The organism is Mesorhizobium cantuariense (assembly GCF_042647205.1).
GTDB lineage: Bacteria > Pseudomonadota > Alphaproteobacteria > Rhizobiales > Rhizobiaceae > Mesorhizobium > Mesorhizobium cantuariense.
Map to the genome: position 1 here is coordinate 7,218,370 of NZ_JBHRVD010000001.1, position 24,109 is coordinate 7,242,478.

18 protein-coding genes are annotated in these 24,109 nt (G+C 64.0%); 14 read left to right on the forward strand and 4 right to left on the reverse strand.

Features of this window, described 5'->3' with window-relative positions:
• Window positions 1-2 precede the first annotated feature (2 nt).
• The 3 genes from ACFOJ9_RS35355 to ACFOJ9_RS35365 all read left to right on the forward strand — a co-directional run bounded on the left by ACFOJ9_RS35355 (window position 3) and on the right by ACFOJ9_RS35365 (window position 2,989).
• Window positions 3-326, forward strand: a complete 324-nt coding sequence (locus ACFOJ9_RS35355) for a phosphoribosyl-ATP diphosphatase (protein WP_378986272.1) — start codon at window positions 3-5, stop codon at window positions 324-326.
• Between the two features lie 23 nt (window positions 327-349).
• Window positions 350-1,309, forward strand: coding sequence for a type I pantothenate kinase (coaA, locus tag ACFOJ9_RS35360; protein WP_378986274.1), 960 nt, complete (start codon window positions 350-352; stop codon window positions 1,307-1,309).
• A 132-nt stretch (window positions 1,310-1,441) separates the two neighbouring features.
• The gene (locus ACFOJ9_RS35365; RefSeq protein WP_378986276.1) at window positions 1,442-2,989 is read left to right on the forward strand and encodes a hypothetical protein; all 1,548 of its coding nucleotides are present in this window, start codon (window positions 1,442-1,444) and stop codon (window positions 2,987-2,989) included.
• A 3-nt stretch (window positions 2,990-2,992) separates the two neighbouring features.
• Here the strand turns inward: ACFOJ9_RS35365 and ACFOJ9_RS35370 are convergent, their stop codons facing one another.
• The 4 genes from ACFOJ9_RS35370 to ACFOJ9_RS35385 form a co-directional block, all read right to left on the reverse strand.
• On the reverse strand, window positions 2,993-3,604 hold the full coding sequence (locus tag ACFOJ9_RS35370; RefSeq protein WP_378986278.1) for an alpha-ketoglutarate-dependent dioxygenase AlkB family protein: 612 nt from the start codon (window positions 3,602-3,604) through the stop codon (window positions 2,993-2,995).
• Between the two features lie 104 nt (window positions 3,605-3,708).
• Window positions 3,709-4,182: a peptidoglycan-binding protein LysM gene (gene lysM / locus ACFOJ9_RS35375; RefSeq protein ID WP_378986280.1), complete on the reverse strand. Its 474-nt coding sequence runs from the start codon at window positions 4,180-4,182 to the stop codon at window positions 3,709-3,711.
• 175 nt (window positions 4,183-4,357) lie between these two features.
• A complete protein-coding gene (gene arfB / locus ACFOJ9_RS35380; RefSeq protein WP_378986282.1) occupies window positions 4,358-4,795 on the reverse strand; it encodes an alternative ribosome rescue aminoacyl-tRNA hydrolase ArfB in 438 nt (145 codons plus the stop codon).
• 85 nt (window positions 4,796-4,880) lie between these two features.
• A complete protein-coding gene (locus tag ACFOJ9_RS35385; protein WP_378986284.1) occupies window positions 4,881-6,491 on the reverse strand; it encodes a phosphoenolpyruvate carboxykinase in 1,611 nt (536 codons plus the stop codon).
• A 343-nt stretch (window positions 6,492-6,834) separates the two neighbouring features.
• Here ACFOJ9_RS35385 and ACFOJ9_RS35390 point away from each other — a divergent pair, with 343 nt between their 5' ends.
• From ACFOJ9_RS35390 to addA, 11 genes are all read left to right on the forward strand, one after another.
• Window positions 6,835-7,536, forward strand: a complete 702-nt coding sequence (locus ACFOJ9_RS35390; protein ID WP_013528337.1) for a response regulator transcription factor — start codon at window positions 6,835-6,837, stop codon at window positions 7,534-7,536.
• Window positions 7,537-7,572: 36 nt separating this feature from the next.
• Window positions 7,573-9,357: a sensor histidine kinase gene (locus tag ACFOJ9_RS35395; protein WP_352554645.1), complete on the forward strand. Its 1,785-nt coding sequence runs from the start codon at window positions 7,573-7,575 to the stop codon at window positions 9,355-9,357.
• A 182-nt stretch (window positions 9,358-9,539) separates the two neighbouring features.
• Entirely contained in the window at window positions 9,540-10,001 is a 462-nt protein-coding gene (locus ACFOJ9_RS35400; protein WP_136616485.1) for an HPr kinase/phosphorylase, read from the forward strand.
• Between the two features lie 164 nt (window positions 10,002-10,165).
• The gene (locus tag ACFOJ9_RS35405) at window positions 10,166-10,567 is read left to right on the forward strand and encodes a PTS sugar transporter subunit IIA (RefSeq protein WP_023761135.1); all 402 of its coding nucleotides are present in this window, start codon (window positions 10,166-10,168) and stop codon (window positions 10,565-10,567) included.
• Window positions 10,564-10,875 carry an HPr family phosphocarrier protein gene (locus ACFOJ9_RS35410; RefSeq protein ID WP_056589312.1) on the forward strand — a complete coding sequence of 104 codons (312 nt, stop codon included), beginning with the start codon at window positions 10,564-10,566 and terminating at the stop codon, window positions 10,873-10,875. Before ACFOJ9_RS35405 ends, ACFOJ9_RS35410 begins: the two co-directional genes overlap by 4 nt.
• A gap of 180 nt (window positions 10,876-11,055) precedes the next feature.
• On the forward strand, window positions 11,056-12,456 hold the full coding sequence (ahcY, locus tag ACFOJ9_RS35415; RefSeq protein ID WP_378986288.1) for an adenosylhomocysteinase: 1,401 nt from the start codon (window positions 11,056-11,058) through the stop codon (window positions 12,454-12,456).
• Window positions 12,457-12,657: 201 nt separating this feature from the next.
• Complete coding sequence (locus ACFOJ9_RS35420) at window positions 12,658-15,213, forward strand: ATP-binding protein (protein ID WP_378986290.1); 2,556 nt, start codon at window positions 12,658-12,660, stop codon at window positions 15,211-15,213.
• Window positions 15,214-15,221: 8 nt separating this feature from the next.
• Window positions 15,222-16,733, forward strand: a complete 1,512-nt coding sequence (gene tsaE / locus ACFOJ9_RS35425) for a tRNA (adenosine(37)-N6)-threonylcarbamoyltransferase complex ATPase subunit type 1 TsaE (protein ID WP_378986292.1) — start codon at window positions 15,222-15,224, stop codon at window positions 16,731-16,733.
• On the forward strand, window positions 16,730-17,458 hold the full coding sequence (locus ACFOJ9_RS35430) for a nucleotidyltransferase family protein (protein WP_378986294.1): 729 nt from the start codon (window positions 16,730-16,732) through the stop codon (window positions 17,456-17,458). Before tsaE ends, ACFOJ9_RS35430 begins: the two co-directional genes overlap by 4 nt.
• A complete protein-coding gene (gene addB, locus ACFOJ9_RS35435; RefSeq protein WP_378986296.1) occupies window positions 17,455-20,589 on the forward strand; it encodes a double-strand break repair protein AddB in 3,135 nt (1,044 codons plus the stop codon). Before ACFOJ9_RS35430 ends, addB begins: the two co-directional genes overlap by 4 nt.
• Entirely contained in the window at window positions 20,586-24,098 is a 3,513-nt protein-coding gene (addA, locus tag ACFOJ9_RS35440) for a double-strand break repair helicase AddA (protein WP_378986298.1), read from the forward strand. Before addB ends, addA begins: the two co-directional genes overlap by 4 nt.
• Window positions 24,099-24,109 lie beyond the last annotated feature (11 nt).

Sequence of the window (24,109 nt, forward strand, 5' to 3'; positions counted from 1 at the left end):
CCATGACCGAGTTTTCGCTCTCCGATCTGGAAAAAATCGTCTGGGAACGCGCCCATTCCGGCGACGCGGACTCGTGGACCGCAAAGCTGTTTGCGCGTGGCATCGACAAGGCGGCGCAGAAACTCGGTGAAGAGGCGGTCGAGACGGTCATTGCCGCCGTCAAGGGCGACAAACAGGCCCTCGTTTCGGAAAGTGCCGATCTTATGTATCATTGGCTCGTCGTTCTCGGCCTCTCCGGGGTTTCGCTGAACGACGTGCTCAGGGAACTCGAAGGCCGCACCAGGCGTTCGGGCATCGCCGAGAAGGCGTCACGGCCCAAGGGCTGACCGCGAGGAGGGCAGGTATCTCGATGGATCAGCTCGCGCCAACCGAGAAATATTCCCCCTTTCGTTTCTTTTCCGCCGAGCAATGGTCGCAATTCCGCGCCGACACGCCGTTGACGCTGAGCGCGGACGAATTCCGCCGTCTGCGTTCGCTCAACGATCCGGTCGACCTCGAAGAGGTCAAGCGCATCTATCTGTCGCTGTCGCGGCTTTTGTCCGCGCATGTCGAAGCGAGCCAGCTGCTGTTTCGGCAGCGTCAGGCCTTCTTCAACGCGGTGGACGTGGTCAAGACCCCGTTCATCATCGGCATTGCCGGTTCCGTCGCCGTCGGCAAATCGACGACGGCGCGCGTGCTGAAGGAGCTGCTGGCGCGCTGGCCTTCCAGCCCCAAGGTCGATCTCATCACCACCGACGGCTTCCTGCTGCCCAACGAGGTCCTGCGCCGCGAGAACCTGATGGAGCGCAAGGGGTTTCCAGACAGCTACGACGTCGGCGCGCTGCTGCGCTTCCTGTCGGGCATCAAGTCGGCGCTGCCCGATGTCCGCGCGCCGGTCTATTCGCATCTGACCTATGACGTCATTCCCGGCGAGTTCGTCACCATCGACCGGCCCGACATATTGATCTTCGAAGGCATCAATGTCCTGCAGCCCGGCAAGCTGCCGCAGGACGGCAAGATCGTTCCCTTCCTGTCGGATTTCTTCGACTTCGCCATCTATATCGATGCCGACGAGAAGCTGATCCATCAGTGGTACATTTCCCGCTTCATGCGGCTGCGCGAGACCGCTTTCCGCAATCCGGACTCCTTCTTTCACCGCTACTCGCAGCTCTCGGAGGATTCTGCCCGCGCCATCGCCGAAGGCCTGTGGAGCAACATCAATCTGAAGAACCTGCGCGAGAACATCCTGCCGACGCGGGCCCGCGCCGACCTCATCCTGCGCAAGGGCGCCGACCACCTGATCGAGGAAGTGGCGCTGAGGAAACTCTGAATTCCCGGGAGGTTCCTTGATTTCCGGGTCCTTAAAGCCATCTTAACCCCGCTTTCCTACTGTCGAACCGAGGACACTTCGCGGGCTCCGACAGGCAATGAACGCGCCATTCCTTCACATTGGTTGGCCGGGATGAGCGCGATCGAGGTCCGTCCCGGCTCTGATGCTCGCGCCGCCAGCGGCTGGACCGAGCGGTTTTGGCCGCTTGTTCTCTCGATGGCCGTTCTGGCCGTTGCCGTCCCTTGGCAGATGCACTGGGGCGTAAATGGCGATACGAGCTGGAACATCACGATCAGCGAGCGGCTGCTGGCCGGCGATCGCCTCTATATCGATGTGATCGAGACCAATCCGCCCTTCACCGTATGGCTATACCTGCCGGCGGTGTATCTCGCGAAACTGCTCGGAGTGGCGCCGGAATATCTGGTCTATGCCTACAGCTATGCATTGTGCATTTTCGGCCTGTGGTGTGCCAGTTTCGTTGCGCATCGCGCCCGATTCCCCGAAAATTCCGGGCTCTACACGCTGCTACCGGCGTTTCTGGCTTTGCTCGTGCTGTTTCCCGGCAACAGTTTCAGCGAGCGCGAGAATCTGGGGGTCGCCCTGCTCTTGCCGTTGCTGGTGCTCATGGCCTGGCGTGCGGCGAATGACCCATCATCGCCGCCGGAATGGTGGGTAGCCGCATTGGCCGGTCTGTCCGGCAGTGCCATGGTGCTGGTGAAGCCCTACTATGCGATCATGATCATAGCGCCGGCATTTTATGTGGCGTGGCGCCAGCGCAGCATCGGGTCTCTGTTTGCAATCGAATACTGGATCGTCGGCTTTGTCTGCCTGAGCTATCTGGCCGCAGTGCTCTGGCTTTATCCCGAGTTCATGCGTGACGTCTACCCGGATCTGGCCGACACCTACTTGCGCTACAAACAGTACGGGCCGGTGCTCGCCACCTACGGTGGAGCATACCTTGTTTCGATCTGCTTCCTTCTGTTTTTGCGCAACGGCCGGGCGCTGTCGCCACTGGTCATGGTGCTGGCGATCGGTTCTGTTGCCGGCTTTGTTCCCTTGGTCTACCAGGGCAAGGGTTGGGCCTATCATGCCTATCCGGCGCTGGTGCTGATGCTGGCGGCGATCACCTGCTGTGCTGTCGAGCGGTCATCGGCACGCGGCGCGGCGCGGTTGGGCATTGTCCAGAAAATGCTGCTGGCCGCCATCGTTGCAGTCAATTGGTTGCCTTTCAAATATAGCGGGAAGCTCGAGGCAGACTTTGTTGCGAGCCTGCGCGCCGCCGTCGATCATCCCACCATCGGCTTGATCGGTTCGGGCCTGGACAGCGGCCATCCGCTCACTCGGACGATCGGAGGCCGATGGATATCTGCCTATTGCAGCGATTGGCTTGGCGGCCTCGCTGTCCTTTTTGCGAGAACTGCACGTGCGCAGGGCAACACGGTCGAAGCGGCACGTTTGGACGCGATCGTGGGCAATTTTCTCGACGCCAAGATACGCGAGCTGAAGGCCGCGAAGCCCGACCTGATGATCGTCCAGAGAACGGATCCTTTCTGGATTTCACGCGTCATGCAGCGTGACGATTTTTCGAGCTTCATGAATGACTATCGAGTTCTGAGCGAAGATGAGAATATTCGCGTCTACCTTCGCAAGGGTTCAGGAAAAGTCACCTCGATCAACTGAGAGTCACGGGTTGACCCGCCGCAGCGTCAGATTGATCCGCCCGCCATTTTTCAACAGCGCCGAGGTCGACGGGTAGATCCGGTCGACGCCGTGAAAGCACAGCCGTCCTTCGCCGCCGAGCACCACGACGTCGCCGCTTTTCAGCCTGAACGACTTGGTGCCGCCGTCACGCGTCGTCTGGCCGACCCTGAACAGGCAATCGTCGCCCAGCGAGACGGAGACGACCGGCGCCGAAAAATCGGCCTCGTCGCGATCCTGATGCAGGCCCATTTTTGCATCCGGCGTATAGAAATTGACCAGGCACGCTTCCGGCGGCTGCGGATAGCCCGATACCTGCCGCCACAGGTCGAGCAGCCCATCCGGGATTGGCGGCCATGGCGCTCCGGTCACCGGGTGCGTCGGCTGGTAGCGGTAACCCCGTTCCTTGTCGGTGACCCAGCCGAGCGGGCCGCAATTGGTCATGCGCACGCTCATCTCCTTGCCGGTGCGCGGCATGGCCGGCACGAACAGCGGCGCCTGCTGCACGATGCTTCTCACCTCTTCGACCAGCGCTTCCTGCACGGTGCGTGACAGGTAAGCCGGCATGTGGCGGACGCCTTTGGGCAGAACGAGCACGGATTCGGTCACCTTGCGGATGGTTCGGAACCGTAAAATGTCACGATCAAATGAAAACGGCGACCCGAAAGCCGCCGCTCTTGTCAAATTGGCAATCGCCCCGATCAGGCGAGGTCTGGTATGCGCAACACCTGGCCCGGATAGATCTTGTCGGGATGGGTCAGCATCGGCTTGTTGGCCTCGAAGATGACCGTGTTCTTGGTGCCCTTGCCCTTGCCGTAGCTCTTCTCGGCGATCTTCCAGAGATTGTCGCCCTTCTGAACGGTGTAGAAGGTGGGTTCCTTGGCTGGGGCTGCGGTTTTGCCGGCCTCTGGTGCGACCTGCAATTCGTCCGCCTGCACCTTGGAGACGCCGAGCGTGTTGCCGACGGCGATGACCGCCTTTTCGAAGATCGACTGATCCTTGACCACGCCCTTCAGCACCGCCGTGTCACCCTTGACGACGACCTCGACGCCATCGGTGCCGAGCTTGTGCGAATCGAGCTCCTTCTTGAGTGTGTCGGCCGTGGGTGCGGCTTCTTCGTCGCCGCCGATGCCAAGTTTCTTGCCGACGCTCTTGACGAAATCGAACATGCCCATCTTTGGTCTCCCTTGCTGTGGCAATGGTGGAACCTTGCATCTGCGGTTCAAAATGGGAAGTCGTTTTGTGCGCGCGCCTAGATCCAAGAGATAGAGCATGATGCCCGGACAAACGGTGCCCGTTTGCCCGAGAAAACCGCTTCACACTTTTCGGCATCATGCTCTGGTGTGGTGCTTAATCGTTCTCCACCCGGCCGCGCAGCTTCTTGATCGTGCCGCGTCCGGCCTTGCTCTTCAGCCGCCGCTCCACGGCGCCTTTCGACGGCCGCGTCTTCTTGCGCGGCGGCGGCGGCGGTTCGGCGGCCTTGGCGACCAGCGCCGTAAGCCGTGCCCGTGCGTCCGCCCGGTTCTGTTCCTGGGTGCGGAAACGGCCTGCTTCGATGACGATGACACCGTCCTTGGTGGCACGCTGGCCGGCAAGCTTGATCGTCCGCTCGCGCACGCGCTCCGACAGACCCGTTGCGTTGGCCGCGTCGAAGCGCAGCTGCACCGCCGTCGCCACCTTGTTGACGTTCTGGCCGCCGGGACCCGACGAGCGGACGAAGTCCTCGTGCAGGTCGCCTGGGTAGATCACCGCATCGCCCGATATGATGATGTTGTCGTCGCTCGCCATGCCGCAGTCATGGCGCGGCGGATCAAAAAAGAAAAGGCCCGATCGAAGCCGGGCCTTTCAACGACAGTTCAGTCCGATGGCGCGATTACTCCGCCGCCTCCTGCATGCGCGGCGCGGCACCCAGCACCACGGCGTCGACATGGCTTTCGAATTTCTCGAAGTTGACGGCGAACATGCCGACCAGTCTTGCCGCCTGCAGGTCATAGGCGGCCTTGTCGGCCCAGGTCGAGCGCGGGTCGAGAATAGCGCTGTCGACGCCCCGAACCGCCACCGGCACCTCGAAACCGAAATGAGGGTCGGTGCGGAACTCGGCCGTCTTCAGCGAGCCGTCGAGTGCGGCGGCGAGCAAGGCCCGCGTCGCCTTGATCGGCATGCGCTTGCCGGTGCCATAGGCACCGCCGGTCCAGCCGGTGTTGACCAGCCAGCAATCGGCGCCATGGTGGGCGATCAGCTCGCGCAGCAGATTGCCGTATTCCGATGGATGGCGCGGCATGAACGGCGCGCCGAAACAGGTCGAAAACGTCGCTTCCGGCTCGGTCACGCCCTTTTCGGTTCCCGCCACCTTGGCGGTGTAGCCGGAGAGGAAATGATACATCGCCTGCGCCGGCGTCAGCCGCGCGATCGGCGGCATCACGCCGAAGGCGTCGGCGGTCAGCATGATGATGTTGTTTGGATGATTGGCGCGTCCGGTCTTGCTGGCGTTGGGGATGAAATCCAGCGGGTAGGCGCATCGCGTGTTTTCGGTGAGCCTTCCGTCGTTGAAATCCGGCACGCCATCGGCGTCGAGTACGACATTTTCCAGCACGGTGCCGAAGCGCTGCGTGGTGGCAAAGATTTCCGGCTCGGCTTCCGCCGACAGCTTGATCGTCTTGGCGTAGCAGCCGCCTTCGAAATTGAAGATGCCGTGCGGCCCCCAGCCGTGCTCGTCATCGCCGATCAGCGTGCGCGACGGATCGGCCGAGAGTGTCGTCTTGCCGGTGCCCGACAGGCCGAAGAAGATGGCGGCGTCGTCGGCCGCACCCTCATTGGCCGAGCAATGCATCGGCATCACGCCTTTCGCCGGCAACAGATAGTTGAGCATTGTGAACACCGACTTCTTCATCTCGCCGGCATAGGACGTGCCGCCGATCAGCACGATCTTGCGCGTCAGGTCGACGGCGATCACCGTTTCGGTGCGGCTGCCGTGGCGGGCGGGGTCGGCGCGGAAGGACGGCAGGTCGATGATCGTCATCTCGGGCACGAACTGCTTGAGTTCGGCGGCATCGGGACGAATGAGCAGATTGCGGATGAACAGCGAGTGCCAGGCATACTCGGTGATCACCCTGGTGGGCAGCTTCAGCTCCTCATCGGCGCCGCCGATCAGGTCCTGGACGTAGAGATCCTTGTCCGCGGCGTGCGCCCGGAAATCGCCAAGCAGCGTGTCGAACTGGGCCGGCGAGATCGCCTTGTTTTTGTCCCACCAGATATGCGGCTCGGTGGCATCGTCGCGGACGACAAACTTGTCCTTGGGCGAGCGGCCGGTGTGCTGGCCGGTCTCGGCGACCAGCGCGCCATGCGCGGTCAACCGGGCCTCGCCGCGCCGGATCGAGTCCTCATAAAGAGCAGCCGCACCGAAATTATAGCGCACCACGCCGGTGGTTTTCAGGCCGATATGATCGATCGCGCAGGCAGAATTGCGTTTACCGACTTCCGACATCAGGTGTCCCTCTTGGATTTGCCGCATCTTTGCCGGCAGGTTTCCGGCATGCCCGCACCGCAGGCTGAGATGGTCAGAACCAGAAAAGCCAAATGATATCAAATCATTAATCGATTTAAATATTTTGAAAGTTGTTTAAATCGTTTATATGTGCAAAAAGTTTCGCGGTTGCCCAAAGGATTGGCGATGTTCGTTCGTCCAACCCATATCGAGGTAGGATTGTGGCCGCCGGCAAGCCGCGCGTGACAGCGGACAAGGCCTATGCCACATTTTGTACCTAATTTGTCCTGCAAAAGCCCCTTCTCTACGAAAGAAGGGACAGCTCATGAGGGAGCCGCTTGAAATGGCAACAATCGCGCTTGTCGATGACGACCGCAACATTCTGACATCGGTGTCGATCGCTCTCGAATCCGAGGGGTATCGGGTCGAGACCTACACGGATGGTGCGTCTGCGCTGGAAGGGCTGGCGGCACGCCCGCCGAATCTTGCCATCCTCGACATCAAGATGCCGCGCATGGACGGTATGGAACTGCTGCGCCGGATGCGCCAGAAGTCCGACCTGCCGGTGATCTTCCTGACCTCCAAGGATGACGAGATCGACGAATTGTTCGGCCTCAAGATGGGCGCCGACGATTTCATCCGCAAACCGTTCTCGCAGCGTCTGCTGGTCGAGCGGGTGCGCGCCGTGTTGCGCCGCGCCAGTGCCCGCGAAGCCGCGGCAAAGACGCCCAGCCAGCAGGCCCGCTCGCTCGAGCGCGGTCAGCTTGTCATGGACCAGGAGCGCCACACCTGCACCTGGAAGGGTGAGCCGGTGACGCTCACCGTCACCGAGTTCCTGATCCTGCATTCGCTGGCGCAGCGTCCCGGTGTCGTAAAAAGCCGTGATGCGCTGATGGATTCGGCCTATGATGAACAGGTCTATGTCGACGACCGAACCATCGACAGCCACATCAAGCGGCTGCGCAAGAAGTTCAAGGCCGTCGACGACGACTTCGAGATGATCGAAACCCTTTACGGAGTCGGATACCGGTTCCGCGAAGCGTAGGCATCACGCCAAAGATCAAGCGGGAGCTGCTATTCGATGGCAGTCGAGGCACAGAGAACAAGACCGGCGGGCGCCAGCAGGCGGCCGTCGCGGATCATGCCGTCCTTCGTGTCGAAGATCACGGTGCCGATGCGCCGCTTCCTCGGCCATCATATCTTTTCCAGCCTGACGCGGCGTATCCTCTTTCTCAACCTCGCCGGCCTTGCCGTCCTGGTGACCGGTATCCTCTATCTCAACACCTTCCGCGACGGGCTGATCGACGCCCGCGTCGAAAGCCTGATGACCCAGGGCGAGATCATCGCCGGCGCGATCGCCGCGTCGGCGACGGTCGAGACGGATTCAATCAGCATCGACCCGGAAAAGCTGCTTGAGCTGCAGGCCGGCGAGAGCCTGGGACCCGGCTCCGACCAGCTCGACAATCTCGACTTCCCGATCAATCCGGAGCGCGTCGCGCCGGTGCTGAGAAGGCTGATCTCGCCGACCCGGACCCGCGCCCGCATCTATGATCGCGACGCCAATCTGCTGCTCGATTCGCGCCACCTCTATTCGCGCGGCCAGATCCTGCGCTACGATCTGCCGCCGGTTGAAGAGGAAGAGCCCGATCTTGTCGAGCGCATCCAGAAATTCGTCTTCGACTTCTTCCGCAACACCGAGCTGCCGGTCTATCACGAGCAGCCGGGCGGCAATGGCGCTGCTTTCCCGGAAGTGGTCAAGGCGCTGACCGGCAGCCCGTCGACCATCGTGCGCGTCTCGGAACAGGGCGAGCAGATCGTTTCGGTGGCGGTGCCGATCCAGCGCTTCCGCGCCGTTCTCGGCGTGCTGATGCTGTCGACCGAAGGCGGCGACATCGACAAGATCGTCGCCGCTGAGCGCAAGGCGATCCTGCGCGTCTTCGGCATCGCGGCCTTGGTCACCGCCATCCTGTCGATGCTGCTCGCCTCCACCATCGCCAATCCGCTGCGCCGGCTGTCGGCGGCAGCGGTGCGGGTGCGGCGCGGCGTCAAAAGCCGTGAGGAAATCCCGGACTTTTCCGACCGCCAGGACGAGATCGGCAATCTGTCGATCGCCATACGCGACATGACGAACGCGCTCTACGCCCGCATCGAGGCGATCGAAAGCTTTGCGGCCGACGTGTCGCACGAGCTGAAGAACCCGCTGACATCGCTGCGCAGCGCGGTGGAAACCTTGCCGCTGGCCAAGAACGACAATTCGCGCGGCCGGCTGATGGACATCATCCAGCACGATGTCAGGCGGCTGGATAGGCTCATCACCGATATTTCCGACGCCTCCCGCCTCGACGCCGAGCTGGCGCGTGAAGATGCCGGAACGGTCGACCTGAAGAAATTCATCACCGATCTCGTCGCCGTTTCGCGTGAAGCCACGCGCAACAAGAAGGCGGTCGAGATCGAGTTCAAGGTCGCCAAGCTGCCGCAGGGCGTCAAAGGCTATGTCGTCGTCGGGCATGATCTGCGCATCGGCCAGGTCATCACCAATTTGATCGAGAACGCCCGTTCCTTCGTTCCCGAGGACCATGGCCACATCAGCCTGTCGCTGGCACGCGCCGGCAAGTTCAACATCGTCACCGTCGACGACAATGGTCCCGGTATCCGCGCCGACAACATCGACCGCATCTTCGAACGCTTCTACACCGACCGGCCGGCCGGCGAGGCGTTCGGCCAGAATTCGGGCCTTGGCCTGTCGATATCCAGGCAGATCGTCGAGGCCCATGGCGGCACGCTGACTGCCGAGAACATCCCTGGCACCAAGCCTGGCGAGATCAAGGGCGCGCGCTTTGTCGTGACGCTGCCGGCCGAAGCATGATCCCGAAAAGTGGGAACCGGTTTTCGGACAAGATCATGCTTCATCCAACAGGCATGATCCCGAAAAGTGGGAACCGGTTTTCGGACAAGATCATGCTTCATCCAACAGGCATGATCCCGAAAAGTGGGAACCGGTTTTCGGACAAGATCATGCTTCATCCAAAAACATGATCGGGCAAGATCGTGCATGATCCAGTTGCGCAGCCTGAAAACATTCACGGAACCGCGATCCTGATCGGCGAGCGCGGCGTCCTTATCACCGGGCCGTCCGGCGCCGGCAAGACGACGCTGGCGCTGACACTCCTGGACCATTGCCGCGCGCGCGGGCTGTTCTCGCGGCTGATCGGTGACGACAGGCTGCTTGCCGCGGCCCGCGCCGGGCGGCTGGTCTGTCGCGTGCCGGCGACCATCGCCGGTCTCGCCGAAGTGCCTGGGTTCATGCCGCGCCCGCTGCCGTTCGAGCCGGGCGGAGTGATCGACCTGCATGTGCGGCTGGTGCCAAAGGCAGAGATGGCCCGCTTCCAGGAGGATATCAGCGAGCCGGTCGCAGGCTGCCCAGTGCCGCGTATCGACCTTGCCGAGCGCAACGCCGCCACGGCCTTGCCCGCCGTGATGGCGCGGCTGTCGATCGCGCCTTTTCTATGATCCGCCCCGGCTTTTTTGCTGCAATGCGTCAAAATGGCATGGGCCTGCGCAATTTTGGGCTTGTCAACGGGCCGTGCGTCGACAAGATAGCGCTCCCGCCGCCTGGAATGGCTGGCGAGCATAAAATGCGCCTGTGAAGCGGCGATGACGGGAGCCACCAAAGAATGATCGGACTCGTGCTTGTAACGCACGGTCAACTGGCCGCCGAGTTTCGACATGCCGTGGAACACGTCGTCGGGCCACAAGACAATTTCGAAACCGTGGCGATCGGCGCCGACGACGATATGGAGCAGCGTCGCCGCGACATCGTCGACGCGGTTGCCCGTGTCGATACCGGGGCGGGCGTTATCGTGCTGACCGACATGTTCGGCGGCACACCCTCCAATCTTGCCATTTCGGTGATGGAGTCCGGCCGCACCGAGGTGATCGCCGGCATGAACCTGCCGATGCTGATCAAGCTCTCGTCGATCCGCAAGGGCGACAATATGGCGGCGGCCCTCGACGAGGCTCAGGCGGCCGGCCGCAAATACATCAACGTCGCCAGCCAGCTCTTGAGCAGCAAATGAACGCGCTGTCCCCGGAAAAAGATCATATCGCCAAAGATCCGATTACTAGGGACTTTCCCATCATCAACCAGCGCGGCCTGCACGCGCGCGCCTCGGCGAAATTCGTCCAGCTGGCCAGCGGCTTCGACGCCTCGGTGCATGTCGAGAAGGACGGCGTCAAGGTCGGCGGCACCTCGATCATGGGCCTGATGATGCTGGCGGCAAGCCCCGGCTACTCGATCCGCGTCACCGCCAGCGGGCCGGAGGCCCGGCAGGTCATCGATGCTCTGGAGCAGCTGGTGGCGTCCCGCTTCGGCGAGGAAAGCTGATCAGTTACACCGCCAATGCATGTCCGCGAGACATGCAGGGATAAAGATTTCTTTATATCCCATTGTCGTCTTCGCCCCGATCTGCTAGTCAGGCCGGCAATTCGCGCCCTTCGACGCGCCGACCGGCGCGGGCGCATCCGCAACCAATTCGCAGCACAACATCTGCATCGGAGCACTGCCATGACGGGTAGCAAGGACTATGTGGTCGCCGACATCTCGCTTGCCGGCTGGGGCCGCAAGGAAATCGAGATCGCCGAAACCGAAATGCCGGGCCTGATGGCCAGCCGCGAGGAATTCGGCGACAAGAAGCCGCTGAAGGGCGCGCGCATCACCGGCTCGCTGCACATGACCATCCAGACGGCGGTGCTGATCGAGACGCTGAAGGCGCTCGGCGCCGATATCCGCTGGGCCTCCTGCAACATCTTCTCGACCCAGGACCATGCGGCCGCCGCCATCGCCGAAGCCGGCATCCCGGTGTTTGCCGTCAAGGGCGAGTCGCTGGAGGAGTACTGGGATTACACCGACAAGATCTTCCAGTGGGCCGACGGCGGTCTCTCCAACATGATCCTCGATGATGGCGGCGACGCTACCATGTACATCCTGATCGGCGCCCGCGCCGAGGCCGGCGAGGATGTGCTGTCCAACCCGCAGAGCGAGGAAGAGGAATATTTCTACGCCCAGATCAAGAAGCGCCTGAAGGCTTCGCCCGGCTTCTTCACCAAGCAGAAGGCGGCGATCCGCGGCGTCACCGAAGAGACGACCACTGGCGTCAACCGGCTCTACCAGCTGCAGAAGAAGGGCCTGCTGCCCTTCCCCGCCATCAACGTCAACGACTCGGTCACCAAGTCGAAGTTCGACAACAAATATGGCTGCAAGGAATCGCTGGTCGACGGCATCCGCCGTGGCACCGACACGATGATGGCCGGCAAGGTCGCGGTCGTCTGCGGCTATGGCGACGTCGGCAAGGGCTCGTCGGCCTCGCTCAAGGGCGCCGGTGCCCGCGTCAAGGTCACCGAGGTCGATCCGATCTGCGCCCTGCAGGCGGCGATGGACGGTTTTGAAGTCGTCACGCTGGAAGATGCGGCCCCCACCGCCGACATCGTCATCACCACCACCGGCAACAAGGATGTCGTCACTCTCGACCATATGCGCTCGATGAAGGACATGGTGATCGTTGGCAACATCGGTCACTTCGACAACGAGATCCAGGTGGCCGCGCTGCGCAACCTGAAGTGGACCAACGTCAAGCCGCAGGTCGACATGATCACCTTCCCGGACGGCAAGCGGATGATCCTTCTGTCGGAAGGCCGGCTGCTCAACCTCGGCAACGCCACCGGCCACCCGAGCTTCGTCATGTCGGCCTCCTTCACCAATCAGGTACTGGCCCAGATCGAGCTGTACACCAAGCCCGGCCAGTACGAGAATCAGGTCTATGTCCTGCCCAAGCATCTCGACGAAAAGGTCGCGCGGCTGCATCTCGACAAGCTCGGCGCCCGTCTGACCGAATTGTCCGGTGAGCAGGCCGCTTATATCGGCGTGACGCAGCAGGGTCCGTTCAAGCCGGAACACTACCGCTATTAACCAAAGCTAAAATTACTACCAGATATTGACGCCGGGCGATTGACTTTTCGCCCGGCTTTATTTTTGCGCGCCATCAGCCTTCACGGCGATTCGGCGAGGGGTTATTGTCAGGTGATTCGGCGATGCTTCCAGCCCGAGAGGGGTTCTAAAGAGGCGCGCATCAGGGCGGTCTTGCATTCAGGCGGCGGAGAGGACCAAGACATGCCGGGGCAACACCCGCACAGAGCGGGACGGGCCGTTTCCGGCGGCCATGACGATTCGGGAACCATTGGCTCCGTCCTGGAAGGCGGGGGCCTTTCCTGGCGCGCCCGTGCGGGACTGTTCCTTGCCACCTCCGCGTTTGCCGGCCCCTTGGCTGGTGCTGTCGCGCATGCCGAAACCGCTGGCGCCGTCGTAGCCGGATTGTCGATGAGCGCCGTCGAGGTGATGCAGCTTGCCGTGTTTGTCGGCGTGACCGGCACCGCATTTCTGTCGGCCATCGTTCTCATCCGCGAAAGAGCCCGCACCTCGGCGGAAAATGCCGAACTCAGGAGCCGTCTCGCCGACATCAACGCCGCGCTCCGCCGCTCCGAGGCGCTCATCAATCTGCGCGACCAGCGCGTGGTCGTCTGGACCGCGGAAAACAAGAAGCCCGAACTCATCGGCACATTGCCCGTCGAAAGCGGCGCGCCCGAGGATCGGGCGGCTTTCCTCGCTTTCGGCCGCTGGCTGATGCCCCGCTCTGCGGCGGCGCTCGAACATGCCGTTGCGGGATTGCGCGAAAAGGCCAAACCCTTCGACCTCGTCATCGAATCGCAGGCCGGCGCGCCGCTCGAAGTGCATGGCCGCAAGAGCGCGGCGCATGTGCTCGTGCGTTTCGTCTCGCTTTCGGAGACGCAGCGCAGCCAGGCCAGGCTGAAGATCGAGAACCAGCGACTGGCCGCCGACCATGACACGATGATCGGCCTGCTCGACGCGCTGAACATGCCGGCATGGCTTCGCAGCGAGGATGGTCGGCTGAAATGGGTCAACCGGGCCTATGCCGATGCGGTGGAAGCCGAAAATGCCGAAGCCGCGGTTCGGGAGGCAAAAGAGTTCCTCGGCGGCCAGGCACGCGACGCGATTTCCGCCCAACACAAGACGCATCCGGTCTTCGAGCAGTCGCTTTCCACCGTGATCGAAGGCGACCGCCGTGTGTTTGCGGTCACCGATTTCGCCGGCAGCGACGGCTCGGCCGGCGTTGCCTGCGACACCAGCGCCATCGAGGCGGTTCGCGGCGAATACGAACGGACCGTCAGGAGCCACGCCGATACGCTCGACCAGCTCAATACGGCGGTCGCCATTTTCGACACCGACGAGAAGCTGCGCTTCTTCAACCAGGCCTTCCAGAAGCTGTGGGGGCTCGACAGCGGCTTCCTGCACAGCGCTCCCGACAATGCCTTGCTGCTCGACCGGCTGCGCAGCGAAGGCAAGATCGCCGAGCAACCCGAATGGCGCCGCTGGAAGGAAGGCCTGCTCGGCGCCTATCGCGCCGTCGAATCCCAGGAACATTGGTGGCATCTGCCGGACGGCAAGACCATCCGCGTCGTCGCCAACCCGCAGCCCAAGGGCGGCGTGACCTGGGTGTTCGAGAACCTGACCGAGAAGATGGACCTCGAAAGCCGCTACCAGACAGCGGTGCGGGTCCAGGGCGAGACGCTCGACAATCTTGCCGAAGGCGTGGCGGTGTTCGGCCCCGACGGCAGGCTTCGGCTGTCGAATCCCGCCTTTGCCACACTCTGGGGTTTGAGCGGCGAAGCGGCCAAGCCAAATGTCCATGTGTCCACCATCCGCGACCTTTGCGACCGGCAGGCGGCGGACAGTCCCTGGCCAGGCTTCGTTGCCGCCATCACCGGCTTCGACGACGAGCGCCGCGACCGCCACGGCCAGACCGAACTCAACAACGGCAATGTGCTGAGCTACGCCATGATACCGTTGCCCAACGGGCAAGTGATGATGACCTTCGTCGATGTCACCGACAGCGTCCATGTCGAACGGGCGCTGAAGGACAAGAACGAGGCGCTGCAAAAATCCGATCAGCTCAAGAACGAATTCGTCCAGCACGTCTCCTATGAACTGCGCTCGCCGCTGACCAACATCATCGGCTTCACCGAATTGCTGTCGCTGCCGGCGACCGGTCCGCTGACGCAGAAGCAGCGTGAATATGTCGAGCATGTCAGCTCGTCCTCCTCGGTCCTGCTCACCATCGTCAACGACATCCTCGACCTGGCGACGGTGGACGCCGGCATCATGCAGCTCGACATTTCCGAGGTGCAGGTCGATCGCACCATCGCGGCTGCGGCCGAACTGGTGGCCGACCGGCTGGAAGAGCATTCGATCAGGCTTGAGGTCGATGCAGCCTCGGCACCGAAGACCTTTCACGGCGATGAGATCCGCGTCCGCCAGATCCTCTACAATCTGCTCAGCAACGCCGCCAACTACGCGCCGGAAGCCAGCACCATCCGGCTCACTTGCCGCCATCTGGCGGACGGAGTGGAATTCTCGGTTCATGACGACGGCCCCGGCATGCCGCCGGACCTGCTCGATTCGGTGTTCCGCCGTTTCGAGCCGCGCGCCAATGGCGGCCGCCGGCGCGGCGCCGGTCTCGGCCTGTCGATCGTCAAGAGCTTTGTCGAGCTGCATGGCGGCAGCGTTCGCATCGAAACCGGCAAGGACAAGGGCACGACCGTCATCTGCACCTTTCCCGACATGCCGGGCATCCGCGCCGCGGCCGAGTAGCGCGTTCGATGACGGGATTGGTGCTGGAGCGTTTGCTCGCCGACGAGACACAGACAGCGCGGCTGGGCGAGGATCTTGCGCTGTCGCTGCGTCCGGGTGATGTGCTTGCCCTCAAGGGCGATCTCGGCGCCGGAAAGTCGACGCTCGCGCGGGCCTTGATCAGGGCCCTGGCCGACGATGCCGGCCTCGATGTGCCGAGCCCGACTTTCACGCTGGTGCAGAGCTACGACACCCGCATTCCCGTCCATCATTTCGATCTCTACCGCCTGTCTTCGGCGGCCGAGATCGATGAGCTTGGGTTCGACGAAGCCCTGACGCAAGGAGCCGCTTTGGTCGAATGGCCGGAACGAGCGGATGCCTATCTGCCGAAAACCACGGTTCTGATCGAACTCGTCCAGCATGGCGAGGGCCGGCTGGCGCGATTGTCGGGGCAGGGCGCTGCCTTCGATCGGGTGGCACGGTCGCTGGCCATGCGCGACTTTCTCGAAAGCGCAGGCTGGGGGGAAGCGTGGCGCCGCCATTTCATTGGCGATGCCTCGGCCCGCTCCTATGAGATCGTTTCGCTGCCGAACCAGAAGCCGCAAGTGCTGATGAACTCGCCGCGGCTGGTGCTCGGCCCGCCGGTTCGCGACGGCAAGCCCTATGCCGAGATCGCTCATACCGCGCAGTCGGTCTCCGCCTTCGTCGCCATCGACCGAGCCCTGAAGGCCGGCGGCGTAAGCGTTCCGGAAATCCATGCCGAGGACCAGGATCAGGGGTTCCTGCTGCTCGAACATCTTGGTTCCGAAGGTTTCCTTGGCGGCGATGGCCAGACGGTGGCCGAGCGCTACATGGCAGCGGCCGAGCTGCTGGCCATGATGCATGGCAGGACCTGGCCGCAGCGCCTGGAAACAGGACACGGCGGCTTCCACGACGTGCCGCCGTTCGACCGCGATGCCATGATGATCGAAGCCGATCTGCTGGTCGACTGGTACGTGCCGGCGATATCGGGCAGCCCGGCAAGCGACAGCTTGCGCGCCGGTTACCACAAGGAATGGAACGCGCTCCTCGACCGGCTGCACGGCCGCGAAGTCACGCTGATGCTGCGCGACTTCCATTCGCCCAACATCATCTGGCGCGGCGACCGTTCCGGGCATGATCGGCTGGGCATCGTCGATTTCCAGGATGCGCTGATCGGCCCGTCCGCCTATGACGTCGCCTCGCTCGCCATGGACGCTCGTGTTACGATGTCGCCCGAGATCGAGAGAAAGACGCTGGATGCCTATCTCGCGGCGCGCCATGCAGCCGGTGCTTTCGACGAGGCAAGTTTCCTCGAATCCTACGCCATCATGGCGGCGCAGCGGAACTCCAAGATCCTCGGCATCTTCGTCCGCCTCGAAAAGCGCGACGGCAAGCCCTACTATCTGAAGCACCTGCCGCGCATTCGCGATTATCTGCGGCGGGCACTGTCCCATCCAGCGCTCGCCGGCCTGCGGGATTTCTACAATGCGCATGGGTTGCTCGAGGAGCGCACGCTGTGACTGCAAGACCGGACACCGCAATCGTACTTGCCGCCGGGCTCGGCAAGCGCATGCGGCCGATCACCGACACCATTCCCAAGCCGCTGGTCAGGATCGCCGGCAAGACGTTGCTCGACTGGAGCCTGGACAGCCTGGCCGCCGCCGGTGTCGCCAAGGCCGTGGTCAACGTCCACTATTTTCCCGAACAGATCGTCGCCCATGTCACCGCGCGCCGCGCGCCACGGATCGTCATTTCCGACGAGAGCGAAAAACTGCTCGATTCTGCCGGCGGCATCGTCAAGGCGTTGCCGGAACTGGGCGAGCAGCCCTTCTACATCCTCAACGCCGACACCTTCTGGATCGACGACGGTCCGCTCAATCTCCAGCGCCTCGCCCTTGCATGGGACGCGGCGAAAATGGATATTCTGCTGATGCTGGCGGATCTCCATCAGGCGACCGGACACTGTGGCAACACCGATTTCCTGGTGGCGCCGGATGGCGGCTTGCGGCGCTCAAGGGGGGATCCGGCGGGCCTGATCTATGCCGGGGCGGCGATCGTCCATCCGCGCCTGTTCGAGGGCGCACCGGCCGGGCCGCACTCGCTCAACGCCTATTTCGATTCGACCATTGCCGCAGGGCGGCTGTTCGGCATGTCGATGCATGGCCACTGGATCACCGTCGGCACGCCCGATGCCATGGCGCTCGCGGAAGCGGCGGTCGCCGGCGCACTGACCGAGTCGCAATGAGCGGCTCAAGCCGCGTTTTCTCAATTCCTCCCGGAGCGCCGTTTCTGCCGACGCTTGCCGAGGCGCTGCTTGCCGGCCGCCTCGTTCCGGGCTTTCGGTTCGACGGCGACCCGCTCGCTTTGGCCGATGTCACCATCTATGTGCCGACGCGCCGTGCCGCGCGTGCTCTGCGGGGTGTCTTCGTCGATAGTCTGGTGGCACGAGGCGGCGGCGGTTCGGCGATCCTGCCGGTCATCCGGCCACTGGGCGAGTTCGACGAGGATGAGGCCGCATTCGAGACCGAGGCATCGGCGGCCATCGATCTCGCGCCGCCGATCGGGGCAACCGAACGCCTGTTACTGCTGACGCCGCTGGTGCGGGCTTGGAAACGCCGGCTGCCGGCGCATGTCGCCGCCCTTTTTGCCGAGGAGATCGTCATCCCGGCCTCCACCGCCGACGCGATCTGGCTGGCGCGCGATCTCGCCCGGCTGATGGACGAGATCGAGACGGAAGGCACGGACTGGGCCAAGCTGACCGATCTGGTGACCGGCAACCTTGCCGGATGGTGGCAGGTGACGCTCGAATTCCTCGGCATCGTCACCGACGCCTGGCCGAGATTCCTTGAAGAGAGCGACCGCTCCAATCCGGCCGCGCATCGCAGCGCGCTAATCCGCGCCGAGGCCGTGCGGCTGCAGCGCAATCCGCCAGCCGGGCCGGTCATCGCCGCGGGCTCGACCGGCTCAATACCGGCCACGGCCGAACTGCTTGCCGCGATCGCGCGCTTGCCCGGCGGTGCGATCGTGCTGCCCGGTCTCGACCGGACGCTGGACGAAGCCTCCTTCCAGGCAATTGCGGCGCCCGGCGCACGTCCGGCCGTGCTTGGCCACCCGCAATATGGCCTCGCCAGGTTTATCGGCAAGATCGGCGTGCTGCGCGGCGATGTCGAGGAGATCGGCGCGGGCGAACCGCAACTTGCGCTTCGCGCCGCCCTTGTCGGCGAAGCATTGCGGCCGGCCGAGACCACCGAACTCTGGGCGGAAACACGTGCCGGTTTCCCGGCGTCCGACATTGCCGGCGCCTTCGCCGAGGTGACCTTGCTCGAAGCCGCCAGCGAACGCGATGAAGCCGTTGCCATCGCCGTCGCGCTCAAGCGCGCGGTCGAACAACCCGGCCAAAGGGCGGCTCTCGTGACCGGCGACCGTGCACTGGCGCGGCGCGTCTCGATCGAGCTCCAGCGCTTCGGCGTCGTTGCCGACGATTCCGGTGGCACGCCGCTCGCCAACACCCCGGCGGCCAGCCTGCTCAGGCTGGCGCTCGAGGCGCTGTTCCGGCCAGGCGACCCGGTTGGCCTGTTGTCGCTACTCAAGCATCCGCTGCTTGGTCTCGGCCTCGAACGGGCTGATGTACGCCACGCGGCTGAACTGGTCGAACTGGTGGCGCTGCGCGGTGGCACCGGCCGGCCCGATATCGTTTCGCTACCGGAACTGTTCGGGGCCCGCCTCACCGGCCTCGGCAGCGGCAGCCGCCCGCCCTTCTGGTTTTCCCGGCTGACCGTGCGCTCCATCGAAAGCGCGCGGAATTTGCTCGAACGTCTCAAGCAAGCGCTCGCGCCACTTGCGGCGTTTCGCGGCCAGGATGATGCCGACCTTGCCGCACTGGTCAGGGCCAGCGTTGTCGCACTCGAAAATCTCGGCCGCACCGCCGATGGCGGCCTTGGCGAACTCTATGCCGGTGACGCCGGTGAGAAGCTTGCCGAACTGCTGCGCGGGCTGGTCGCGGCTTCGGCGCCATTGTCGTTCGCGGGCAACGAGTGGCCCGACGTGATGGCGGCGCTGATCGCGGCCGAAACGGTCAAACCGGGGCAAGGCACCGACAGGAACATCGCCATCTGGGGCGCGCTGGAAGCGCGGTTGCAGACTGTCGACACGCTGGTCATCGGCGGGCTCAATGAGGGCGTGTGGCCGCGCAAGCCGGAGAGCGACCGCTTCATGTCGCGGCTGATGAAGACCGGCATCGACCTCGAACCGCCCGAACGGCGCATTGGCCTTGCCGCGCATGATTTTCAGATGGCGATGGGCGCCAGGAAGGTGGTGCTGGCCCGCTCGGCACGCGCCGGCGACGCACCCGCCGTGCCGTCGCGCTGGCTGCAGCGCCTGCTCACCTTCATCGGCAAGGACCAGGCGGCGGAGCTGCGCCGGCGTGGCGACGAATTGCTCGCCTGGGCGCGCTCGCTCGATACCGGCCCAAGGCAGGATTTCGCGCCACGGCCGCAGCCGAAGCCGCCACTGTCAGTACGCCCAGGCCATTTCTCGGTCACCGAGATCGAGACCCTGCGCCGTGATCCCTACGCCGTCTATGCAAGACGGATCCTCGGCCTGATGCCGCTCGATCCGGTCATTCGCGATCCCGGTGCGGCCGAACGCGGCACGCTGTTTCACGCCATCCTGCATTTGTTCTCGGCGCGCGTGGCCGATCCGCGCGCGCCCGATGCGCTTGCCGGCCTTATCGCCGCCGGCCGCGCCTGTTTTGCCGAAGCCGCACTCCCGGCCGATGTCGAGGCGGTATGGTGGCCGCGTTTCGAAAAACTTGCCACCAACATCATCGAGTGGGAGCGCACGCGCGCCGACGCGGTGATCCAGCGGCATGCCGAGGAGCGCGCCGGAAAGACCGTCGTCGGCCAGTCCGGCGCCACACTGTCCGGCTACGCGGACCGCGTCGACCTGCTGGCCGGCGGCATGGCCGACATACTGGATTACAAGACGGGCTCCTCGCCATCCAAGGCGCAGGCGCACACGCTGCTGGCGCCGCAATTGGCGTTGGAGGGTGCGCTGCTCAGGCGCGGCGCTTTCAAGGATTTGGGCGCACGCGAACCCTCGCAATTGGCGTTCGTGCGGTTGAAGCCGAATGGCGAGGTGTTCGAGGAATCGATCCTCGAACACAACCGCCAGCCGCGAACCGCCACCGACCTCGCCGAAGAGGCCTGGGCGCGGCTGGAAAAGCTCCTGATCCACTATGCCGATCCGACGACTGGATACCTGTCGCGCGCGCTGCCGTTTCGCGAAGGCGAAACCGATGGCGACTACGACCATCTTGCCCGCGTGCTCGAATGGTCGGCAGGCGGCGATGCCGGTGACGAGGGAGGGGAGGCATGAAGAAAGCCTATCCCATCCCGAGCGACACCGCGACCAGCCAGACCTGCGCCGCCGATCCCGGCAATTCCGCATGGGTGTCGGCGAATGCCGGCTCCGGCAAGACCCATGTGCTGGCCCAGCGTGTCATCCGGCTGCTGCTGCGCGGCACTGACCCGTCGAAGATCCTGTGCCTGACCTATACGCGCGCCGCTGCCGCAAACATGTCCAATAGGGTGTTCTCGACACTGTCGGAATGGACGACGCTCGGTGACGTGGATCTGGCGGCAAAGGTCGAGGTGCTGGAAGGCCGGCGGCCGGATCTCGAGACCATGCGCCGGGCGCGACGCCTGTTCGCCGAGGCGCTGGAAACACCCGGTGGGCTGAAGATTCAGACCATCCATGCCTTCTGCGAATCGGTGCTGCACCAGTTCCCGCTGGAGGCCAACATCCCGGCCCATTTCGAGATGCTCGATGGCCAGATGGAAGCGTCGCTGTTTGCCGCGGCGCGCCGCGAGATGATCTCCGCCGCCGGCGACAGGGATCTGGCCGAGGCCTTTGCCACCATTCTCGACCGTGGCGGCGAAGCGGGGCTCGACGCCTTGTTGGGCGAGATCGTGCGCAAGCGCGACGGCTTGCGTAATTTCATCGACGCCGTCGGCCGCGACGGCACGCGCTTCCAGGCCCTGTTCGATGAATTCCATTTCCACCCCGGCCAGACCGCCGAAGGCATAGCGGCTTCGGTGTGGCCGTTGCCGGGCTTCCTACCGGACTATTTTGCCGGCTTTGCCCGGGCCGCAGAAGCCGCCGACGCCAGATCGGTGCTGAACAACATCCTGCCTTATGCGCGCCAGGCTTTCGCCGAGGGCGATCCCATTCGCCGCCTGCAACTGCTCGCGCGAGCCTTCCTCAAGACCGATGGCGACGCCTACGACCCGGCAAAGGCCTTCAAGAAGGCTCTGGTCGACCGGCTGCCGGATCTGGCGGAGCGTTATCTCTCGGCGACCAAAGCCATCATCGAAACAGTCGACCGGCTGGCCCTGTTCCGGATGCTGGAAGGCACGCGCGCCGCACTGACCATCGCCGACTGGCTGATCGCCCGTTACGAAGTGCTGAAGCGCAGCCGCGGCTTTCTCGATTTCAACGACCTGATCACCCGCACGGTGAACCTGCTGGCGCGGCCTGACGCCGGCCCCTGGGTGCAATACAAGCTCGACCAGGGCATCGACCACATCCTGCTCGACGAGGCGCAGGACACCAGCCCGGATCAATGGGAAGTGGTGAAGCGGCTGGCGGAAGAATTCTTTGCCGGCCTTGGCGCCCGCGACAGGGTTCACCGCACGGTCTTTGCCGTCGGTGACGAGAAGCAGTCGATCTATTCGTTCCAAGGCGCCGCCCCGGACTCTTTCGCCGACAGCCGGCTGTTGTTTGCGGGACGGGTGCGCGACGCCGAGGCGTCCTTCGCCGATCTCAAGCTGACCTGGTCGTTCCGCTCGACCGACGACGTTCTTACCGCAGTCGACCGCGTCTTCGCCGACGCAAGCGTGCGGCGCGGCATTAGCCATGATCCTGATCCGCTGCGCCACCAGGCGATCCGCACAGACGCACCGGGCTATGTCGAGGTGTGGCCGTCGGTCGGTGCCGACGTCGTCGATGAGCCCGACGACTGGACGCAGGCCATCGACCATGCGCATGCGCCGGCGGTGCGCGTTGCCGAGAATGTCGCCGCCACCATTGCCGGCTGGATCGGCACTGGTGAGATCATCGAAGGCCGCGGCAAGCGGCTGCGGCCGGGCGACGTGCTAGTGCTGGTGCGCAAGCGCGATCGCTTCGTCCACGCGCTCACCCGTGCCTTGAAACGTCGCGACATTCCGGTCGCCGGCGCCGACCGGCTAAGCCTGCCCGGACACATCGCGGTCAAGGACCTGATCGCGCTCGGCCATCTCCTCATCCAGCCGCAGGACGACCTGTCACTCGCCGCCGTGCTACGCAGCCCGATCTTCGATCTGCCCGAAGAGACGCTTTTTACGCTCGCCGCGGAGAGGCCGTCCGGCCTGTCGCTGATCGCGTCGCTGCGACAGCACGCCGGCGAAAGCGAGAGACTGGCGAAGATCGTCGCCCAGGTCGACATCTGGACGAACGAGGCCGCCTTCAAACCGGTGTTCGAGTTTTACGCTGGCCTGCTGGCGCGCGATGGCGTGCGCCGCAAGATGATCGCGCGGCTCGGCCCCGAAGCCGGCGATATTCTCGACGAGTTCCTCAGTTTCTGCCTTGCCGAGGAGCGAACCGGCCTGCCGGGGCTGGAAGCCTTCCTGTCGACGCTGGAGAACGCCGGTCCCGAGATCAAGCGCGAGATGGACCAGACCCGCGACGAGGTCCGGGTCATGACCGTGCACGCCGCCAAGGGCCTGGAAGCGCCGGTCGTGTTCCTGGTCGATGGCGGTTCCGCCCCGTTCAGCGACCAGCATCTGCCACGCCTGATGCCCTTCGACGGCTCCGGCACGAACTGGGATGGCAAGGGCTATCTCTGGCGCTCCGCCAGCGACGTCGCCAATGGCTTTTCCAAAGCAGCGGCGGCGCGGGCTCGAGAACTCGCCAACGACGAATACCGCCGGCTGCTCTATGTCGGCATGACCCGCGCCGAGGACCGGCTGATCGTCTGCGGCTATCACGGCAAGCGGGCGCCGAACGCCGGCACCTGGCACTCGATCGTCAGCCGCGCCCTGCTCGACGCTCCCGAGAGCGAGCAGCGTGCGCATCCCGCCGGCGGCGAGCCGGTGCATCGTTTCCATGTGACGAAGCTGCCGCCCGTCGCAATGGTTTCCAGCGAGCAGGCACGGCGGGCCGATGCTTTCGGTCCCTTGCCGGCGGCCTTGTTCCGCCCCCTGCCGCCTTTCGAGGACCTGCCGCGCCCGCTGTCGCCATCCGGCGCCTCGGCGCTGATCGACGAAGGCAAGGAAGCGGTGGTCGACAAGGCGTCGCCGGTGCTCGACGCCGATGCCGAGCCTGGCTTTGCCGTGCTGCGTGGGCTTGCCCTGCACAAACTGCTGCAGATGTTGCCCGGCATTGCCGAGCCCGAACGCCAGGGCGCGGCGGAACGTTATCTCGCACGAACGGGTGCGGACTGGCCTTCGTCAGAGCGTGAAAAGGCCCTGGCTTCGGTCACATCAATCCTTGCCGACGTCAGCTTTGGTCAGCTGTTTGCACCATCGTCGCGTGCCGAGGTCGCGATCATGGGCAGCCTGGAGGTCAAGGGCAAAAAGCGCTTGATTTCCGGCAAGATCGACCGGTTGGCGGTGACATCGGACGCGGTCTCGATCGTCGACTACAAGACCAATCGGCCGGCACCCGGCTCTCTGGCCGAGGTTCCGCCGGCCTACCTGCTCCAACTCGCTCTCTATCGCGCCTTGCTGCAACCGCTCTATCCCGGCCGCACGGTCAAGGCGGCTTTGCTGTTCACCGAGGCGCCGCGGCTGATCGAACTGCCGGCCAGCGCCATGGACGACGCCCTTGCTCGACTCACGGGAGCGTGACACAACACCTG